The organism is Nocardia sp. bgisy134 (assembly GCF_965341865.1).
Classification (GTDB): Bacteria; Actinomycetota; Actinomycetes; order Mycobacteriales; family Mycobacteriaceae; genus Nocardia.
Map to the genome: position 1 here is coordinate 165,890 of NZ_CBDQZP010000015.1, position 17,791 is coordinate 183,680.

Genomic DNA, 17,791 nt, shown 5'->3' on the forward strand with positions numbered 1-17,791 from the left:
CCCGCCGACGTCGCCGTGACCGGCCGGTGTTCCCCGAATCCATTGCGCCGTCGTCGTTTCCCGGTGCTCGAAGCACTGCAAAAGGACGCTCTACGACAATCGGCTGACCGGCCAGTCGCCGGGTAACTCGAGCCAGGCGCCGATCATGCGGATCGCGGTGAGCAACGCCTGGATTTCGTCGAGGCCGGAGGCGACGGCGTGGCGGCTGCCGTCGATACGAAAGGGGCACACGTAGAACTGGCTGTCGGACGAGCAGACGGGGCGGCCGATCGTGACGGTGTGCGGGCCGTTGGCGGCGGTCACCGTGCGGATAGCGAGCAGATCGCCCAGCGCGTACTCCATTCCGGGGTCGTGGGAGATGTCCTCGCGGGTCGGCGGCGCCGGGAAACCGAGCTCGGCGGGGCCTGCGACGGTGAACTGCGCGCCCGCCTCGTTCGCCCGAGTCAGCTGCGTACCGATCTCCACCAAGGCGCGATACAACGCCGCCAACGCATCCACCCCGGTCGCCCTGGACTCGCCCCATCCCTCGATGCGGAAACCGCACACGTCACCACCCGCGCCCGCCGCGGGCCGCGGTCTGCCGACTTCGATGAGGACCGACCGATTCCCGTCCGCGACCATCCGTTTCGCAATCACCTCACCCAGGCGATCGATCACCGGTACACCTCCCGCCTTCCGGCCGATCCGCCGGACCGGTCTCACCTTTCCGCGCTGTAGCGACGTGTCCACGCGATACCCGGCCACCAGTGCGCCTAACGGCGACCCGACACTTCGATGCCGAACGAGGATGCGCCAGTCACGTTTTGATCACGCACGCGACGGGTAACACCATCGGCATGACTCCGATGAACGATCGACCTGAACAGATCGTCGGCATCGAGCGCGGTACCGCCATGCTCGGCGGCCTCATCGCGATGGCTCTGGGCTGCGGAGTAGCGATCCTGACCGGGTCGCTATCCGCGGCCCTCGGCTCCTTCGCGGCGGTGTGCTTCGGCATGATCGTGCTGGTGCCCTCCATCGGCCGCACCCCACGCCGGCCCACTAATTCCCCTCGCCTTCTCTGATTTTCACCCCCGACCCCCGGACCACCATTCGACTACGGTCGATAGGAAAATGGATTCGACGGTAGTCGAATGGTGGTCCCCAGTAGTCCGGAACGACCATTTCTCTCCCGCCGATTCCTGCCTCGGCCCGCTCAGCTCGGTGCCGATCGGCAGGTCCTGCTTCGACTGGCTCGCACGAAATGCGGCCTCAGCGCCGGTCCAAGCCGACGAGCCCAACCTGGCTAGGCCGCGAGAACACTGCCACAGCAGGCTGATTGGACTCGAAGCCGAGCTACGTTTATCTGGCGGGTGACTCGCTCCCGGCTGTGGGCGGTCGCGTAGCCCCACCTCCTGGCCGCGGCCAGACCTAATGTGTTGGCAGACAACAGACTTCCCACCGAACTCCTTCGGCCGCAAGTGGATTCGGTTCGCCGGTCCCTGAATCGCGAACGCTCCCGGGGGGCGGCGCTGGGATTGGACACGGCCAGGATCGTCGAGTGAGCGGCTGCCGATGGCTGCGGTCCTGCGGTGGGCACTTCTGTGGTCACGCAGGGTCCGATGCCGAGGCGCAGGCGAAGTTGCGGCAGTCGACACCGGACTGCTCGCGGTCGTCCAGACCGGTGCTGACCCCGCGCGGTGAGCACGCTCCCGGTCGCAGGAGCGCCTACGGGCACGACACCGGATCGGCGCGATATTGGGTCGTCGCGTACCGGTGCGACCCGGCGTCGGCCGCTATGCGATCCAGCTCGAGCGCATGGGCGGCGCGCACGTCATCGCGCCACTACCGGCGACCTGCCTGGCACGGAGCGGGACGGCGGGCACTGGGGCGGACGAGGCCTTCCGAGCCTGCCCTCTCAGCGATCGGCAAGAAGCACCGCCACGTTGTGCACTGGCGCCATCGCGACGTCTTTCGTTCCGATGAAAGGGTGGAAGAAGGTGCGCTCGAAGACCCCCCCGGGGCGACCGGTTGCGTCGGCCGCAATGCGATTCAGCTCGCGCTTGGGCGGCGCGCACGTCATCGCCATCACCGGCGACCCGCTCGGCAGGGGCGGCCTACCGCGTTCTGGCCGAGGGCGGAACGCCATCGGCCACGCAGCCGGGCAGGACGAGACATCCCTGTCCAGTGCGTGCTTCGGTGTTCAGGGTCGCCACGGCCGAACGATCGCGACGCCTTCCTGCTGTCGTGCACCGACATCGGCCCGGATCGATCTGGCTCGCCGACCGGGTTGCGGCCGGAGCCTCGATCCGGGCATCGCCTGGTGCGGGATTGGGACCAGGTCGGCGAGGGGGCGCGGGCGTTGTTGTCGCGCCGGTCGCACGGCAAGGCGGTGGTCAATGTGATCCCGCCTCACCGGCTCCCTCCGGCGTCCGCACCGGTGTTCGATCGACAGGTGGCGTAGACCCGGCATTCGAGAAGGGATTGCGCTTGAAGCGGGGCTTCCGGTTGACGAGCATGAGGTTGCCGCCGTAATGGTCGAGCACTCGGTGGTCCATGACCGCGCGCCACAGCGGCGGCACCGCGGCCAGCACGACCATGGAGGCGTAGCCCGCGGGCAGCTGCGGCGCCTGCATCGAGCTGCGCAAGGTCTGGTAGCGGCGGCCGGGGTTCGCGTGATGGTCGCTGTGCCGCTGGAGATGGAACAGGAAGATATTGGTAACCAGACGGTCGCTGTTCCAGCTGTCACGCGGCGTGCACCGCACGTAGTTGCCGTTGGGGCGGCGCGCGCGCAGCAGGCCGTAGTGCTCGACGTAGTTCACCGTCTCCAGCAGTCCGGCGCCGATCAACGCTTGCAGCGCCAGGAACGGGATCACCATCGGCCCGAAGACGAGGATCATCGTGCCGAACAGCGCGATGCTCATCGACCACGCCTGCAGCAGGTGGTTTTCCGGGCTGAAGAAGCCCTTTCCCCTGCGGGACAGGCGTTCTCGTTCCAGGGCGATCGCCGAGCGGAACCCGCCGAACATGCTGCGCGGCAGGAACTCCCACAGCGACTCGCCGAACCTCGCGCTGGCCGGGTCTTCCGGCGTGGCGACCCGCACGTGGTGGCCGCGGTTGTGCTCGACGAAGAAGTGTCCGTAACCCGACTGCGCCAGAGCGATTTTCGCGAACCACCGCTCCATGCGCTCGACGCGATGGCCCAGCTCGTGCGCGGCGTTGATACCGATACCGGACACGACGCCGAGCGTCACGGCGAGCCCGAGCTTGTCCGCGAGGCTCAGTTCCGTTCTGGACCACAGATAGCCTGCGATCAGCAGACCGATGAACTGCATCGGCAGGAAAAGGTAAGTGCACCAACGATAATAGCGATCGTTGGACAATGCCTCGTAGTCCTCGTCGCGTGGATTGCTTCCGTCGTCACCCACCGCCCAGTCGAGCAGTGGGATGGCCACGAACACGATGATCGGACCGATCCACCAAAACAGTTCCAGGCCGGTGTGGGCCACCAGTTGTGAGGGAAGGAGTGCGCAACCCGGTGCTATCAGACCGAAAATCCAGAGATACCGCTTGGGGTCACGCGCTTGCGTGTTTTTGAAGACCGTCATAGCCGTCCCGCTGATTCAACAGAACAACACCCAATTCAGAAGTGTGGCCGCCGAAAACGGTGCACTGAGTTGTCGTTCCAGAATAGCGGTTTCCTCGCAGCAATCCAGAGTTCCGGAAAAATCGTCCCCTGACCGGGCCGCTTCGCCGCCATGCTCGCCGACCCGGAGCGGTCGGCCCGATGATTCGGGGAGTTGGGTGCGGCGGATGGATTCTCGGTGCTTTACACCGTCGAGTAGTGACACTCGGCAGTGGCCGTCGACGCCACCGAGCGGGATGCCCCCGAATCCGCACGCGCAATGCCGGGTTCGCCGTCACCGGCCAGAATGAATGCGCGGGAGTGCTGGGACTTCGCCGGCTCCGAAGGCGCGAGGTCCCGTTTCGTACCACCAGGTGACCCGAACTTCGCGACCGGGCTCGGCCATCGGCGCGGGTCGGCTCAGAGGCCGACCCGCCGCCGGGCATCGTGCATCAGACAATCACCACATCACAGAGACGAACAACCGCGCCGCGGATCCGCGATCACGGCAGCCCACCGCAGTTGGTCGGAGCGGGAACACCGGCAAGCCGATCCGTCAGCCACTGCTGCGAAGCGGCCAGCGCCGGGAAGAACGCCATCACGTGGGTGCCGACGAGTCCGGACATGCTGGGAATCTGAGCATTCGCGTCCAGCTGAACCGGCACGCCACGACTGCACCAGCTCGCCGCCACGCCGTGAATCGGCGCGAACGGCGCGCCCTCGTCGTTCGGCGCCGAGGAGATCAGCACGGGCATATCCGGGGTGAGCCCACCGACGCGCTGCTCGTCGAACACCGCTTTCAGCGTCGGGGACTGATCGATCACGGCGGTGAGCGGCAGCCCGCTCGCGGTCCACTGGGACGTGTGCTGGTTCTGCTGCGCCAGCCCCATCGGTACGGCGCACTTGCCCGCCGCTTCGTTCAGGATCGCCTTGCCGGTGTCGTTGAGCTCGGCGTCGAGCACCGGGCCGACACTCGGGTAGTTCGCCGCCATGCCGTTGAGAATCCAGGCGTAGGTGGGGGCGATGTCGGCGCGCCCGTCGTTGTACCCGATGAAGTACTGGTCGTCGACCACCGGTCCGCCGACGTAGGCGCCGCGCACGTTCACGTCGGGGGCGTAGCTCGAATGGAGTTCGGCCGCACCGCCGGAGGCCATGCCGCCCTGCGAGTATCCGTAGAGGATGACAGGGGCGTTCGGCCCGAGCCCGTTGCCGGGCAACTGCTGCGCGGCGCGCGCGGAGTCCAACACCGCGTGGGCTTGCGCCTTGCGGTTGAGGTAGTCGTGCATCGCGGGCGTGCCGAGGCCGTGATAGTCGGTCACCATCACCGGCATGCCGCGGGCCAGCAGCGTGAAGATCGCGACCAGGTCGTATTCGAAGATCACATCGGCAGGCGGCTCGAACTGGACGACCTGCGAGAGCAGCTTCGAGGGCGCGCACTGATCGCCCTGCCCCTTCGTGCCGCCCGCGTACGCGACCAGCGGCCGCTCACCGGGACCGGTCCACGGCACGATGGGATCCAGGTACGTTCCCACCACCGCGGTCATCCCGTCCTGCGCGTCGCTGCTCAGGTACATCAGGCGCGTCGCGCGCGCCGGGATGACTCCGGGCTGCCCCGGGGCAGACAGAGCCACTTGTGTCGGTTCGGCGCGAAGGATGTTGCCCGGGGCGCCACCCGGCAGCGGAGCGGGCGGAATGTAGAAATCGGCGACGGCTTCCGCCACCGGATCCGTCCACGCCTGCGGTGCGGAAATCGCCCCGCCGCCAACCACGGTGAGGGTTCCCGTCAAAACTGCGGCCCAGCTGAGTAGTCGACTCCTCACGATCTGTCCTTCCTTCGATGGGGAAGAGCCTCGACATCTAGAATCGGATACCGAGATTATCGGTATCGCGGTCGTCAGACAGGAACAATGCGCATCCTATTTCCATGTAACTGTCGAAAGGCAGTTCGAAACGCCGATATCCACGTCACGGTTTCGACAAGTCCAGCCAGACCGCCTGTTTCATCGCCCGCCCGAATTCCCATGCTTCGCGGCAATAAACGTGCGGCCTGTCCCGCCGATCACCGGAGCGCCCGATCCGCACGTCGCGCGCTGCTGTGAGCAGATCTGCCGAGGGCAGCGACGGCCCGGTTTCACCGCCGCGCTGAGGCACGGTGAAGGCATGGCTCACGACGACAAGACCCCCCTGTTCAGCTGGCGCGCCAGAGAGCAACTGCTCGGCCGCCGCATCCTGGTGCTCGACGGACCGCTCGACGACGACAACGGCACCCTGCTTGCTACGCAGTTGCTGACCCTCGCCGCCGAGAACGACGACGCGGGCATCTCGCTGTGGATCCACTCGCCGGGCGGCTCGGTCCCCGCGATGCTCGCGATCCGCGACGTGATGCGGCTCGTGCCGTGCGAGGTCTCCACCTTGGCGCTCGGTTTGGCGTGCAGCGCAGGGCAATTCCTGCTGTCCTCGGGCAGCCCCGGCAAGCGCTACGCCCTGCCGCACGCCAGGATCCTGATGCACCAGGGCTCGGCGGGGATCGGCGGCACGGCCGTCGACGTGGAGGTCCAGGCCGACGACCTGCGCCACACCGTGGAAACGGTGCTCGGCCTGATCGCCGCCGACACCGGCCAGCCCTACGACCGGATCTACGAGGACTCCCTGCACGACCGCTGGTTCACCGCGGCACAGGCCAAGGAGTACGGATTCATCGACCACATCGTCGACAACTTCGGACAGGTTGTCCCCCAACGCCAGCGAATCGGGATCTCGGCATGACCACCTACACCATCCCCAACGTCATCGCCCAGCATCCGCGCGGCGGCGAGCGCATCACCGACATCTACTCACACCTGCTCGCCGAGCGCATCGTCTACCTGGGCACGCCGATCGACTCCGGCGTCGCCAACGCGCTCATCGCGCAGCTGCTGCACCTGGAATCGGAGAGTCCCGAGCAAGAGATCCAGTTCTACATCAACTGCGAGGGCGGCGACCTGACCTCCATGCTCGCGATCTACGACACCATCCAGCACATCGGCGCGCCCGTGCACACCACCTGTGTCGGCCAGGCCATCGCCGTGGGCGCGGTGCTGCTCGCGGGCGGCGCGCCGGGTCGACGCGCGATGCTCCCGCACGCGAGAGTGGTGCTGCACCAGCCCGCCGCCCGCGGGCAGGGCGCGATTCCGGATCTGATCCTGCAGGCCGACGAGCTGGTCCGGATGCGTGCCGAGATCGAGGCGATCCTCTCCCGGCACACCGGACAGACGGTGGAGCGGCTGCGTCACGACACCGATCGGGACCGGGTCTTCACCGCGCAGGCCGCGATCGACTACGGACTCGTCGATACCGTGCTGCAACCGCGAAGCTGAGCGACGGGCTCAGGCCGCGCGGAGCAGCAGGGTCGGTGCGGCCTGGGAGTGCCGCATCGGGGTGCGCCGCGCGCGCAGTTCCTCGGCGACCTGCTCGGTCAACCCGACGAGGGTGGTGCCGAGCGCACCCGCCAACGCCGCGATCATCTCGCTCGACGGCTCCTTGCGACCGCGCTCCACCTCCGACAGGTACTGCGGCGAGATACCCGCGCGTCCGGCCGTCTCCACCAGCGTCTCGCGCTGTTCCTGCCGCAGCGCGCGCAATCGTTCGCCGAGCGCCTCGCGCCACAGCGGTTCCGGAGCGGTGGGCTCCTTGCGCCGGGGTCGGTCGTCGCGTCCACCGGGGATCGAGTGCAGTCTCGGATGCTCGGTCATGGACGAAGCGTACGTTTCGCCCCGCGGTGCGCGGCTAGTCATTACGCTGTGGGCGTACGTGCTCGGCGGTGCCGCCGCCACCGGGCCGTGGCGCTTGACCTGAACCCTGGTTGAGGATGAAGGCTGGGAGCATGACTCAGGCTCCGGAATTCTGGAACACCGTCTACGACAACGACACCGCCCCGTGGGTGATCGGCGAACCGCAACCTGCGATCGTCGCCCTGGAACGGGACGGTTGGATTCGCGGCAGGGTGCTCGATCCCGGCACCGGCGCGGGCGAGCACACGATCGCGTTGACGAAACTGGGCTACGACGTGCTCGGCGTCGACCTGTCGCCGAGCGCGGTCGCCTACGCCCGGCACAACGCCGCGGACAAGGGCGTTTCCGGCGCCCGGTTCGAAGTGGTCGACATGCTCACGCTCGCCGACGCGGACGACGACCGGCTCGGCGTCTTCGACACCGTCGTCGACAGTGCGCTTTTCCACGTCTTCGGCACCGAACCGGAGGCGCGAGCCGCCTATGTCCGCGGACTGCACCGGATATGCAAACCGGACGGTCTCGTGCACGTCCTCGCGCTCTCCGACACCGAGCCGGGTTTCGGCCCGCGCATCAGCGATTCGCTCATCCGTGAGTCGTTCGCGGGTGAGGGCTGGGAGCTCGAGGATCTCGTCCCCACCACCTATCGCGGCCGGATCACCGAAGTGGTGGCCGAGGAGGTGGCGCGTCTCGACCTGCCCGCCGAGGGTCTGGTCGACGTGGCCGCCTGGCTGGCGCGCATCCGGCGCGTCTGAGCGTCGCGTCCGCGCGGGTCGTACTGCCCGCGCGGACGGATTCGCCGACCCGGGTCGCGGACGTACCGCGATCAGTCCGACGCGGGCCGCGGACGCGGGCGCGGGCCGATCTGATCGAGCAGCGTGTTGACCTCGTCCGGGAAGCCGTTGGTGACCGGCTTCGGGATCTTGTTCGGGAACCGGCGCGTGACGTGCTCCTCCGCGGCGGACCCCGGCAGCACGTAGACGGGTTCCGATTTGGTCTGCAACGGACGCACGACCTCCTCGAGATGCCCCTTCCGGTCGTCGAGGAACCCGCCGATCACATCCTCGCCCGCGGGACAGACGGCCATGCAGTAGCCGGCCTTGTAGTTGGGCTTGAACGACAGGCTCTGCCACATCGAGAAGGACTCGCCCGTGGTCACTCGCGCGCGGTACTCGTCGCGGTCGGCGCTGTCCGCGACGGTCTCGGCCCAATCGGTGAAGCCGCCCATGAACTCTCGATAGTTGTGCGTGTAGCAGGCCTGGAAGTCGAAGCCTCCGTCGGTGGTGATGGCGCCGACCGGGCACGCGGACACGCACAGCTTGCACTCGAGGCACGGATTGAACTCCAGTGTGACGCTGGGCTCGTCGACCACCGCGTCGGTGACCACCGTGCCGAGCAGGATGAAGTTGCCGAACTTCGGGTGAATCACGTTGCGGTGGATGCCCATCACGCCCAACCCCGCTGCCTGCGCGACCACCTTGTGCGCGATGACCCAGATGCGGCCGGGAAACCGGTCGACCTCCATCGGATATCCCGGCGCGGGGTAGACGGCGCGGTAGCCCGCGTCCTGGAGCGCCCTGGTGATGCGACGCGAGACCTCGTTGGTCTCGTCGTCGGCGTGGTTGAATTCGGTGTTCGCCAGGCTGCGCTGCGGACTGCGCAGATTGTCGCGGTTCATCCGCACGCAGAACGATACGAATGTCCTTGCCGCGGGCAGGATTCCGCGCGCGTGGTCGAATTCCTCGGCGACCCTGGGGTCGTCGACGGGGACGAAGCCCACGTCGTCGGCGCCGGCGGCCAGGCAGATCTCGCGCAGCCGAGCGGTGTTCAGCACCGGGTCGGGCGTCGTGCGTGCACGCTCGGCGACCCGCTTGACGGTCGGGTGATCGGCCAGTCGCCCCGTTGATTCCTGGTCCATTGTCGACATCGGGCCCTCCTACCCATCGTGCGGCCGAGACGGCCTCGAGAAGATAGACCCCGCTGAGCGTCGAAATTCATCGGCCCGCGGCGCCGCTCCCCTGCTCACGGCGGTCACGGTGAGTTGCGGAACCGTTGCCGAGCCGTCGATCGGGGTTATCCTCGTGGGGCACGATTCGACCGCAGGGTCACCCCGAGAGCTCGCCCAGAATCGAGGCCGACAATGGCCGACATACTGCCGACACAGCGCAGTCCGTCCTCCGGCATCGACGTGGACCTGAACGCCGAAGGGTTCGAGCAAGCGGAGGAGATCGGGCGTGGGGGCTTCGGCGTCGTCTATCGGTGCATGCAACCCGACCTGGACCGCACCGTTGCCGTGAAGGTGCTGACCTCGGATCTCGATGTGGAAGGCATGCAACGGTTCATTCGTGAGCAGCAGGCCATGGGCCGGTTGTCCGGCCACCCGCACATCGTCGACGTCTTCCAGGTCGGCACCACCGGCTCCGGACACCCCTATCTCGTCATGCCGTATCACCCCCGCGGCTCGCTGGAACAGCGGATCAGGCACTAGGCTGTACGCGGTGGATCACACCTTGATCGATCTACCGCGTGCCGCTTCCGCTGCCCCTCTTCGGCCTCCGATCGACCAATGCCTATGTGCTGGAAGGCCGCGACGGGCTGATCGCCGCGAACATCCGCCTGCACAGGGCGATCTCACGCGGTGGACTTGCGCTCCTCCTCGGACCACAAGCCCTGCTTCTCCAGCATCGCGACCAGTTCGTCGGCGCCCGACATGATGTGATCGCGCATCACCGTGCTCGCCACCTTGGGGCGGCGCTTCCGCAGGGCCTCGAGAATCGCGGGGTGATCGCGCAGCGCCTGCTCGCCGCGGCCCTCGATCTCGTTGTAGAACCGGTCGGGCAGTTGCTTGACGACGGCGCCGAGCAGTATCGCGAGACGATGCGAGTCGGCCGCGAGGTTCACCGTCCGGTGGAACTCGTGTCCCAGCGCGACGACACGCTCGGCGCCCGCGCCCTCCGCGACGGCTTGCTCGTGCGTAGCGACCACGGCGGCCAGATGATCGAGCTGCGCGATCGAGATCGACTTGGCGGAGCGGCTGGCCACGTTTCGCCCCCGCCGCACGGCCGAGCAGCGAAAGATGGAGGCCAGGGTGACGCAGACCGAGACGCGAATCGCGCACGTGCCCTGGCTGGACCGTCCCGCGGCGCGCGCGTACCGCAGCCGCGTCATGGTCACCGTTCTCGCGTTCGCGGGAATCCTGGCCGCCTTGATGCAGACGATCGTGCTTCCGCTCGCGGCCCACCTGCCCGACATGCTCGGCGTCGGCGCCGACAGCGCCTCGTGGGTGATCACCGCGACGCTGCTGACCGCTGCCGTGGTGACGCCGATCAGCGGACGACTCGGTGACATGTACGGCAAACGCCGAGTGCTGCTCGCCTGCTTGATGATTCTCACCCTCGGATCCGCGGTGTGCGCGCTGTCGAGCAATCTGTGGACGGAGCTCGGGGGCGCGTACTGCAAGGCACGGCGCTCAGCGCGGTTCCGCTCGGCCTGAGCATTCTGCGCGACGAACTGCGCCCGGCCCGGGTACCCACCGCCATCGCCCTGATCAGCGCGACCCTCGGTGCGGGCGCCTCGGTCGCGCTGCCGGTGTCGGCGTTCGTGGCGGATCGGTTCGACTGGCATCTGCTGTTCTGGTGCGCGGCGGCGGTCGGCCTGCTCGCCACGGCGCTGGTGCGGGCCTTCGTCCCGGAGTCGAACGCGCGCGCAGTGGGTCGATTCGACTACCTCGGCGCACTCGGTCTCGGCGTCGTGCTGCTGTGCCTGCTGGTGCCGATCACGAAAGGGAATTCCTGGGGCTGGACCCCGCGGTGGTCGTTCCCCTTGTCGCGTGCCCGATTTCGGCCGCGCTGTGGCTCTGGTACGAGACCCGGGTCTCGAATCCCGTGGTGGACCTCGCGACATCGCTGCACAGGCAGGTGTTGCTCACCAATATCGCCGCCGTGCTCGCGGGCTTCGCGATGTTCACCCAGAACATGCTGACGCCGCAACTGTTGCAGGCCGACGAGAACACCGGGTACGGGCTGGGCAGTTCGGCGTTCGTCACCGGGCTGGCGCTGGCGCCCGCCGGTTTCATGATGATGGTGCTCTCCCCCGCCGCGAGCCGCCTGTCCACGCGCCACGGCCCGAAGACGACGCTGCTCGCGGGGCTCGTCATCACCGCCTTCGGCTATGCCACCGCCGCCCTGATGACTCCCGGTGTCTGGCAGCTCGCGGTCGGCGCCGGAGTGAACGGAGCAGGAGTGGGACTCGCCTACAGCGCGATGCCCACCCTGGTCATGAACGCGGTACCGGAATCCGAGACCGCGGCGGCGACCGGGCTGAACACCCTGATGCGCACCATCGGCACCTCGAGTTCGAGCGCCGTCCTCGCGATGCTGCTCACGACCGTCACCATCGGCACCGCCGCGGGCGCCGCCCCCGCCGAATCGGCCTTCCACCTCGGCTTCGGGATGGGGGCCGCCAGCGCGCTCGCGGCGCTGTTCGTCGCGGCGTTTCTTCGCACCGGGAACAGGAACGACGGTGGAGCCCGGATCGGCGCTGGGCTCGCCGAGCGCCGGATCGGCACTGGGCTCGCCGAGCGCTAACGGACCGGATATCGCCGGTCGATCACATCGAACATGTTCGGCTGGCCCGCTTTGTACAGTTCGCGATCGATCAGTTTGAGCGGCTCCCACAGCGGCATGGTGTATCTGGGGAAGACCTTCGCCGGAGATCCGGGGACGCCGGCGGCGTGCAGGACGGCGTTCGCCGCCAGTCTGCCGCCCTCGTTGGCCGCTTCCATACACGCGACGTTCATCTGGGTCTTGATCCAATCCCCGGCCAGGAACAGATTGTCGATGGCGGTGTGCGCGTCGGGCCGGTCGTACCAGGAGCCGGGGTTCTGGATGAAGATCGGGTCGTCGTAGGCCACGTCCGGAGTTCCGGCGCCGGTGAGGGCGGGGTCGAGGAACCACGAGTGCAGCATGTCGTCGGTCAACTGCGTGACGCCGTCGTCGTTGAGGCCCGCTTTGAGCTGCGCCCACGACTCCGCCGCGATCTCCTCCGGCGTGCATTGTTTGGCGGTCTTGCGGGTGAACGTGCCTGGCGCGTCCCACTCCGAGATGATCACCGAACACACGTCGCGCACGGTCCTGTCACCGTAGGTCGAGAGGGGACGACGCCAGAACTGCGCCTCGTTGATCGAGGTCATGCTCCACGGCGCGTCGACGAAGGAGGTGTGGCCGTTGACCAGATCGACGCGCTCGGTCAGGAAGAACTGCAACCCGACCATCCACGCCGCCTGCAGCCGACGGATCGCGTCCAATGCTGGGTCGGCGGCGATCATCTCGTCGGACAGCACGTCGGGGACCTTGTCCAAGGGAATGGCCGAGATGTAGTGATCCGCTTCCACCTCGTGACGGCCGCCGCCCGCGTCGGTCACCGTCGCCGAGACGATGTGCGAACCATCCAGCTGGAACCCCGAAAGCCGCTGTCCCGCACGGAAGGTCACTCCGATCGAGCGCAGGTAGTCGACCCACGGGCTGATCCAGGCCTCCGTCGTCGGTCCGTTGAGCACCCGGTCGTTACCGCGTCCGTCGTTGTCGTTGTTGAGATTCAGCAACGACCACACGTACTCCTCGCCGACCAACCCGATGGAATGGGCGCTGCAGTTGGCGGATTTGGTGGCCACCAGCGAACGGATGAAGCCATCGCCGAGGAAACGGCCGTACTCCGGCGAAGAATTGTCCAGCTTCGCGAAATCCCACCAGGTCATGCGCTCCCATTGGCCGAGTTTGCGTTCACCGCAACTGGATACGTACACCGCGAGGCGCTCGGCCGCGAAGATCGCCTCGTGCAGCGGTAGGCGGAACAGCGTCTCGAAGACCGCGGCGACCGAGTCGACGAACGCCTGGGGCGTCATGGGAGGTTGCGAGAAGGGCAGCGGAAACGGCAGGGGGATCGTCAGGTTCTTGCGATTCGTCCCGACGATCATCTCGGCGTTGAGCCGCACCAGATTGTCGAGCGTGCCGTTCGCGTTGCCGGGAAAGGGCGTGCGCCGCATGGTGTCCGGCAGGTTGTGATAGAAGCCGAAGAAGCTTCGGAAACCGTGTTCACCCGGCAGCCCGTCCTGGCTGTAGATGCTGCGCGTCTTGCCGCCGAAGTCCGCCAGCTTCTCGTACACCGTGACCGCGAATCCCCGCTCGGCCAGCTCGTGCGCCGCGGTCAGGCCCGCGGGCCCCGCGCCGAACACCGCGACCGATCGACCCGCCACCGCCCGGACCGGATGCGCCGGCGCCAATGTCATGGCGGCGGCCACGCCGCCCGCCCACGCCGCGGACTTGATGAACGCTCGCCGCGACTGCGACGGCAATTGCCTTCTGTGCAATTCGAACTCCCGACCATCGGCCCGCGACTCGACACTGACGTCGCGCCCAGGCGCCTTTGCCTCGCGAGGACTATGTTAACAATCATTCCTTACACGAGAAGTCGATTCGGGAGAACTTCGCGGGCCACGACTTCGGCAAAACACCCGCTATATAGGCAGTGCTGCATCGTCAATGGGGATTTCGGGTCAGATATCTCCACTCCTGTCGAGGCCATTATGTTATCGGTGAGTCCTTCGAAATAGTCAGGCGGCACACGGCTCGAGCCCGGAGACGGCGCTGCTCGAGAGGCGCATCGAGATCGGCGAGCATGTCGCGCTACCTGGGGTATTGCACGAACAGACCGGAAACGACACCGCCCGGCGCGTAGCACGCACCGGGCGGAGAAGAGGTGGCCGCAGCGATCAGAGGCCCGCCTCGCTGAACCGCGCCGCGTCCTTGCGGACGCCGAAGGAGGTGATGATCTCCATGACACCGAGCACGATCAGCCAGATGCCCGCGACGAGAGTCAGCGTGGCCACCGAGCTGACCGGCCAGACGATCAGGACGATGCCGGCGATCGTGGTGATCACACCGAAGAATCCCTGCCAGCCGCGGCCCGGCAGGTCGGGATCGGAGATGGCGGCCACCAGCATGGCCACACCGCGGAACAGCCAGCCGATACCGATCCACAGTCCGAGCAGCAGGATCGAGGCGAGCTCGTCACGGAAGCAGAAGATGCCGATGATGATCGACAACGCGCCACTGATGAAGTACAGCACCCGCATGCCGGTGCTCTTGGTCGCGCCGAACGCGGCAACCAGCTGCAGCACGCCTGCGACAACAAGATAGATACCGAAGAGGACGCCAGCGACCAACAGGGTCTTGTCCGGCCACACCAGAATCACTATTCCGAGGATCACCGAGAGGACGCCGGTGACCAGAACGGTTTGCCAGGCGGCCCGCACGAGCGCCTGAGCAGGTCCCTCGACCACACTGTTTGTCGTCATGACCAGATGTTATGCCTTGCGGCATAGGTTTTCTGGTCATTCGCTATACAGCGCGCCGCGGATCGACTCCGCGGCGCGGCGCCGGTCAGTCCCCGGACGCGACGATGTTCACCATCCACGCCACGCCGAACTTGTCGCGGCACATGCCGAACTCGTCGCCCCACATCTGCTTCTCCAGCGGCACGGTGACCACGCCGCCCGCGATCAGTTTGTCCCAGTAGCCGCGCAGTTCCTCGCCGTCGTCACCGCTGAGGCTGATCGAAATGCTGCTGCCCGGTTGATATTCCATGCCGGGCGGAGTGTCCGCCGCCATCAGCGTGAACCCGCTCGGCGTCTCCAGCTGGCCGTGCATGACCAGTTCGGCGCCGGGCGATTCCTTGTCGCCGAACTCGCCGAAGGTGTTCACCGCCAGGGTGCCGCCGAACACTTCGCGATAGAACTCGAGGGCAGGGCGCGCGTTGTCGCCGAAGCCGAGATACGGATTGAGCTTGGAGACCATCGGATGCTCCTTAGCTGTCGTTGCCGCCACGTGCGAGGGTACTGCCGCACCGCGAAAAGTGGCGTAGATAACGCTGGACCCGGTCCACGTTTACCGCTCGCGCGGCATGGGAAGTCATCCCTCAGTGGCTCTCGCCGTAAGCACCTGCGGAGCGGGGGTCGCATTTCGTGAGTCTCGGGTTGCTAGGGAGAAGAGGGTGGCGGTTGTACTCGTGCTGCAGGCACGCGGACTCGGTGATCTGCTCACCGCGGTCCCGGCGCTTCGTGCGCTGCGACGCGCCGAGCCGAGCGACCAGATCGTGCTCGCCGCCCCACACCGCCTCAAACCGATCATCGACCTGATCACGTCGGTGGACACCATGGTGCCCACCGCCGACGTGAGCGCGCTGCGCTGGGACGGGCCGTCGCCGAAGCTGGCGGTGAACCTGAACGGGCCGAGCGCCGAGAGCATCGTCGAACTGGTCAAGACCGACCCCGGACGGATACTGACCTACCGCAACCCGGCGTTTCCCGAGCTGGAAGGCCCGGACTGGCAGCCGGAGATGCACGACGTGGAGCGGTGGTGTCATCTGCTCGAATCCGACGGCATCGTGGCCGACCGCCGCAATCTGGGCCTGGTGCCGCCCGTGTCCACCAACAGCCGCCGCGACTGCGTCGTCGTGCACGTCGGCGCGGGCGCGCCCGCGCGACGCTGGCCGCCGGACCGGTTCGCCGCGGTGGTGCGGCACCTGCTCGTGCTCGGGCGCGAGGTGGTGCTCACCGGCGACGAATTCGAACGCGACATCGCGCTGAACGTCGCGGCGCGGGCCGGACTCGCCCAGACGAACGTGCTCGCGGGTCAGCAGAACCTCATCGACCTCGCCGCCACCGTCGCCGAGGCCGCGCTGGTGATCAGCGGCGACACCGGGGTCGCACGGCTGGCCACGGCCTTCGGCACCAGGACGGTGCTGCTGTTCGGGCCGACGCCGCCGCGCTGGGGCGGTCCGCCGCCGCACCTGCTCGCCAGGCACATCGTGCTGTGGGCCGGTCAGACGGGCGACCCCTATGCCGACACTCCCGACCCGGGCCTGTTGCGCATAGGAGTAGCCGACGTCGTCGGCGCTGTCGAGAAGCAGTTGAACCAGCGCAACTCGGCCGCGGCGCGTCGCCCCACCTATCGCCGGGTCGGCTGACTACTCACCCCTCGGCGCTCGCCTCGCTCAGCGCGGCCGAGTAGGCCGCCAGCGCGCTCGGCCAGAACTGGTCGAGGTAATCGCGCGCGTCGCCGAGCCCGCGCGGGTCGAGCGTGTACACCCGCCGGGTGCCTTCCGGACGCACCATGACCAGCCGCGCCGCCCGCAGCACCTTCAGATGCTGGGAGACCGCCGAGCTGCTCACGCCGACCAGTTCGGCCAGCTCCCCCACCGACCTCGGCGCTTGCGGCAATGCCTCGAAAATCGCCCGCCTGGTCGGCTCGGCCAGCGCCTCCAGGGCCCGGACTCCGTTAGTCGCCACTTAAACATTGTGATCAACTAGCGATTAACTGGTCAAGATCGGCTATTACCCAATTTCCGCAGGTTGATAACGGAGGCTCGTCGTGTCGTTATCGGTTCGTGACACACGAGCTGGGCTTTTACCGATCTGTGATGGTAGCCACAAGATAACGAACCGACTATCACGGTCCGTTACGTTCGAGTCATGCCCGTGACCGATCTGTTATCCGCTCTTCGGCCCGGCGCGACTCGCTCTCGCCGGCACCGTGTCGCCACCCGTGCGGTGGCTGTCTCCGCCGCCGTAGGCGCCACTCTCGGCGTCCTCGCCGCTGCCAACCCCGATGACCAGGCTGCCGCGCCCGCGGCCGCCGCCCAGGCCACCGCCGACTCGAGCGCCATCCAGTATGCCGCGTTCACCGACGAGGGCCAGGTCGTCGACCCCGCCTGGGAAGAGCACCGCCTCGCCCAGGAAGCCGCGGCAGCTGCGGAAGCCGCCCGCCCGAAGACCGTTCGCCCGGTCGCCGGACGACTCACCTCCAACTTCGGCAGCCGATGGGGTGCCGCGCACAACGGCCTCGACTTCGGTGACCCGCTCGGCGCCCCCATCTCGGCCGTCACCGACGGCGTCGTGATCGAGGCGGGCCCCGCCTCCGGCTTCGGCCTGTGGGTGCGGGTCCAGCAGGACGACGGCACCGTCGGCGTCTACGGACACGTCAACGACATCCTCGCCGAGGTCGGCCAGCCGGTCCGCGCGGGCGATCTGATCGCCACCGTCGGCAACCGTGGCCAGTCCACCGGACCGCACCTGCACTACGAAGTGCACGATCCCACCTACGGCCCGATCGACCCGATGCCGTGGCTCGCCGCCCGAGGCATCGATGTAGGCCACGTCGAGGAGTGATCCACTCCCGGGGGTTTCGCGAGCAACGATGAGGGGCTCGTGAAACCCCGCCGGTCGTCACTCCCGGCAGCCATGCCCGCGAACAGCGCCGTTCGCGGGCATGTGCGTTTCCGCTCGCCGCTCCCCCGCTCCGGGGTGAGCGGCGGCGCCGTCTGATACTCCGGTACGAGACGCGAATGGCGCTGCGGCGGGACG

Annotated in this window: 18 protein-coding genes and 2 pseudogenes; 10 read left to right on the top strand and 10 right to left on the bottom strand. The window is 67.5% G+C overall.

From position 1 onward, the window contains the following. Window positions 1-90 precede the first annotated feature (90 nt). On the bottom strand, window positions 91-657 hold the full coding sequence (locus ACRWNM_RS25360; RefSeq protein ID WP_431970588.1) for a DUF6968 family protein: 567 nt from the start codon (window positions 655-657) through the stop codon (window positions 91-93). Window positions 658-803: 146 nt separating this feature from the next. Here ACRWNM_RS25360 and ACRWNM_RS25365 point away from each other — a divergent pair, with 146 nt between their 5' ends. Beyond that, complete coding sequence (locus tag ACRWNM_RS25365) at window positions 804-1,064, top strand: hypothetical protein (RefSeq protein WP_431970589.1); 261 nt, start codon at window positions 804-806, stop codon at window positions 1,062-1,064. Between the two features lie 1,311 nt (window positions 1,065-2,375). Here ACRWNM_RS25365 and ACRWNM_RS25370 read toward each other — a convergent pair. Both ACRWNM_RS25370 and ACRWNM_RS25375 read right to left on the bottom strand, forming a co-directional pair. Then, window positions 2,376-3,587, bottom strand: coding sequence for an alkane 1-monooxygenase (locus ACRWNM_RS25370; protein ID WP_431970590.1), 1,212 nt, complete (start codon window positions 3,585-3,587; stop codon window positions 2,376-2,378). Between the two features lie 520 nt (window positions 3,588-4,107). Next, the gene (locus ACRWNM_RS25375; RefSeq protein ID WP_431970591.1) at window positions 4,108-5,424 is read right to left on the bottom strand and encodes a lipase family protein; all 1,317 of its coding nucleotides are present in this window, start codon (window positions 5,422-5,424) and stop codon (window positions 4,108-4,110) included. 340 nt (window positions 5,425-5,764) lie between these two features. Between ACRWNM_RS25375 and ACRWNM_RS25380 the strand changes: the two genes are divergently transcribed. Together ACRWNM_RS25380 and ACRWNM_RS25385 are read left to right on the top strand one after the other, a co-directional pair. Further along, window positions 5,765-6,370 (top strand): ClpP family protease, encoded by a 606-nt coding sequence (locus ACRWNM_RS25380; protein WP_431970592.1) that lies wholly within the window; start codon window positions 5,765-5,767, stop codon window positions 6,368-6,370. After that, window positions 6,367-6,960 (top strand): ClpP family protease, encoded by a 594-nt coding sequence (locus ACRWNM_RS25385; protein WP_431970593.1) that lies wholly within the window; start codon window positions 6,367-6,369, stop codon window positions 6,958-6,960. The genes ACRWNM_RS25380 and ACRWNM_RS25385 overlap by 4 nt, the downstream gene beginning before the upstream one ends. Window positions 6,961-6,969: 9 nt before the next feature. Here ACRWNM_RS25385 and ACRWNM_RS25390 read toward each other — a convergent pair whose 3' ends face one another. Then, window positions 6,970-7,335 carry a helix-turn-helix domain-containing protein gene (locus ACRWNM_RS25390; RefSeq protein WP_431970594.1) on the bottom strand — a complete coding sequence of 122 codons (366 nt, stop codon included), beginning with the start codon at window positions 7,333-7,335 and terminating at the stop codon, window positions 6,970-6,972. A 131-nt stretch (window positions 7,336-7,466) separates the two neighbouring features. On the opposite strand from ACRWNM_RS25390, the gene ACRWNM_RS25395 reads away from it, so the two are divergent. Next, the gene (locus ACRWNM_RS25395; protein ID WP_431970595.1) at window positions 7,467-8,126 is read left to right on the top strand and encodes a class I SAM-dependent methyltransferase; all 660 of its coding nucleotides are present in this window, start codon (window positions 7,467-7,469) and stop codon (window positions 8,124-8,126) included. A gap of 71 nt (window positions 8,127-8,197) precedes the next feature. Here ACRWNM_RS25395 and ACRWNM_RS25400 read toward each other — a convergent pair whose 3' ends face one another. After that, window positions 8,198-9,289 (bottom strand): 4Fe-4S binding protein, encoded by a 1,092-nt coding sequence (locus ACRWNM_RS25400; protein WP_431970634.1) that lies wholly within the window; start codon window positions 9,287-9,289, stop codon window positions 8,198-8,200. Window positions 9,290-9,511: 222 nt separating this feature from the next. Here ACRWNM_RS25400 and ACRWNM_RS25405 point away from each other — a divergent pair. Continuing rightward, window positions 9,512-9,853, top strand: a pseudogene (locus tag ACRWNM_RS25405) (protein kinase domain-containing protein); the annotation flags it as partial. A gap of 149 nt (window positions 9,854-10,002) precedes the next feature. Here the strand turns inward: ACRWNM_RS25405 and ACRWNM_RS25410 are convergent. After that, entirely contained in the window at window positions 10,003-10,413 is a 411-nt protein-coding gene (locus ACRWNM_RS25410; protein WP_431970596.1) for an FCD domain-containing protein, read from the bottom strand. A gap of 46 nt (window positions 10,414-10,459) precedes the next feature. Between ACRWNM_RS25410 and ACRWNM_RS25415 the strand changes: the two genes are divergently transcribed. The 3 genes and pseudogenes from ACRWNM_RS25415 to ACRWNM_RS25425 all read left to right on the top strand — a co-directional run bounded on the left by ACRWNM_RS25415 (window position 10,460) and on the right by ACRWNM_RS25425 (window position 11,957). Further along, entirely contained in the window at window positions 10,460-10,864 is a 405-nt protein-coding gene (locus ACRWNM_RS25415) for an MFS transporter (protein ID WP_431970597.1), read from the top strand. Continuing rightward, a pseudogene (locus tag ACRWNM_RS25420) lies at window positions 10,801-11,013 on the top strand (MFS transporter); the annotation flags it as partial. The gene ACRWNM_RS25415 and the pseudogene ACRWNM_RS25420, both read left to right, overlap by 64 nt. 116 nt (window positions 11,014-11,129) lie before the next feature. Continuing rightward, window positions 11,130-11,957 carry an MFS transporter gene (locus ACRWNM_RS25425; RefSeq protein WP_431970598.1) on the top strand — a complete coding sequence of 276 codons (828 nt, stop codon included), beginning with the start codon at window positions 11,130-11,132 and terminating at the stop codon, window positions 11,955-11,957. On the opposite strand, the gene ACRWNM_RS25430 is transcribed toward ACRWNM_RS25425, so the two are convergent. The 3 genes from ACRWNM_RS25430 to ACRWNM_RS25440 all read right to left on the bottom strand — a co-directional run bounded on the left by ACRWNM_RS25430 (window position 11,954) and on the right by ACRWNM_RS25440 (window position 15,224). Then, window positions 11,954-13,723, bottom strand: a complete 1,770-nt coding sequence (locus ACRWNM_RS25430; protein WP_431970599.1) for a hydroxysqualene dehydroxylase — start codon at window positions 13,721-13,723, stop codon at window positions 11,954-11,956. The two genes, ACRWNM_RS25425 and ACRWNM_RS25430, sit on opposite strands and share 4 nt — an antisense overlap. A 417-nt stretch (window positions 13,724-14,140) precedes the next feature. Next, entirely contained in the window at window positions 14,141-14,725 is a 585-nt protein-coding gene (locus ACRWNM_RS25435) for an HdeD family acid-resistance protein (protein ID WP_431970600.1), read from the bottom strand. An 85-nt stretch (window positions 14,726-14,810) separates the two neighbouring features. Further along, window positions 14,811-15,224 carry a VOC family protein gene (locus ACRWNM_RS25440; protein ID WP_431970601.1) on the bottom strand — a complete coding sequence of 138 codons (414 nt, stop codon included), beginning with the start codon at window positions 15,222-15,224 and terminating at the stop codon, window positions 14,811-14,813. Between the two features lie 196 nt (window positions 15,225-15,420). Here ACRWNM_RS25440 and ACRWNM_RS25445 point away from each other — a divergent pair, with 196 nt between their 5' ends. After that, a complete protein-coding gene (locus tag ACRWNM_RS25445; protein WP_431970602.1) occupies window positions 15,421-16,395 on the top strand; it encodes a glycosyltransferase family 9 protein in 975 nt (324 codons plus the stop codon). A gap of 4 nt (window positions 16,396-16,399) precedes the next feature. Here ACRWNM_RS25445 and ACRWNM_RS25450 read toward each other — a convergent pair whose 3' ends face one another. After that, on the bottom strand, window positions 16,400-16,717 hold the full coding sequence (locus ACRWNM_RS25450) for an ArsR/SmtB family transcription factor (RefSeq protein WP_431970603.1): 318 nt from the start codon (window positions 16,715-16,717) through the stop codon (window positions 16,400-16,402). A gap of 183 nt (window positions 16,718-16,900) precedes the next feature. On the opposite strand from ACRWNM_RS25450, the gene ACRWNM_RS25455 reads away from it, so the two are divergent. Then, window positions 16,901-17,596, top strand: coding sequence for a M23 family metallopeptidase (locus ACRWNM_RS25455; protein WP_431970604.1), 696 nt, complete (start codon window positions 16,901-16,903; stop codon window positions 17,594-17,596). The last annotated feature ends 195 nt before the right edge of the window (window positions 17,597-17,791 follow it).

Excerpts from the sequence above, each read along its gene's own strand:
- ACRWNM_RS25370 (WP_431970590.1), bottom strand. The coding sequence starts at position 3,587 with ATGACGGTCTTCAAAAACACGCAAGCGCGTGACCCCAAGCGGTATCTC.
- ACRWNM_RS25380 (WP_431970592.1), top strand. The coding sequence starts at position 5,765 with ATGGCTCACGACGACAAGACCCCCCTGTTCAGCTGGCGCGCCAGAGAG.
- ACRWNM_RS25385 (WP_431970593.1), top strand. The coding sequence starts at position 6,367 with ATGACCACCTACACCATCCCCAACGTCATCGCCCAGCATCCGCGCGGC.
- ACRWNM_RS25390 (WP_431970594.1), bottom strand. The coding sequence starts at position 7,335 with ATGACCGAGCATCCGAGACTGCACTCGATCCCCGGTGGACGCGACGAC.
- ACRWNM_RS25395 (WP_431970595.1), top strand. The coding sequence starts at position 7,467 with ATGACTCAGGCTCCGGAATTCTGGAACACCGTCTACGACAACGACACC.
- ACRWNM_RS25400 (WP_431970634.1), bottom strand. The coding sequence starts at position 9,289 with ATGGACCAGGAATCAACGGGGCGACTGGCCGATCACCCGACCGTCAAG.
- ACRWNM_RS25435 (WP_431970600.1), bottom strand. The coding sequence starts at position 14,725 with ATGACGACAAACAGTGTGGTCGAGGGACCTGCTCAGGCGCTCGTGCGG.
- ACRWNM_RS25440 (WP_431970601.1), bottom strand. The coding sequence starts at position 15,224 with ATGGTCTCCAAGCTCAATCCGTATCTCGGCTTCGGCGACAACGCGCGC.
- ACRWNM_RS25455 (WP_431970604.1), top strand. The coding sequence starts at position 16,901 with ATGCCCGTGACCGATCTGTTATCCGCTCTTCGGCCCGGCGCGACTCGC.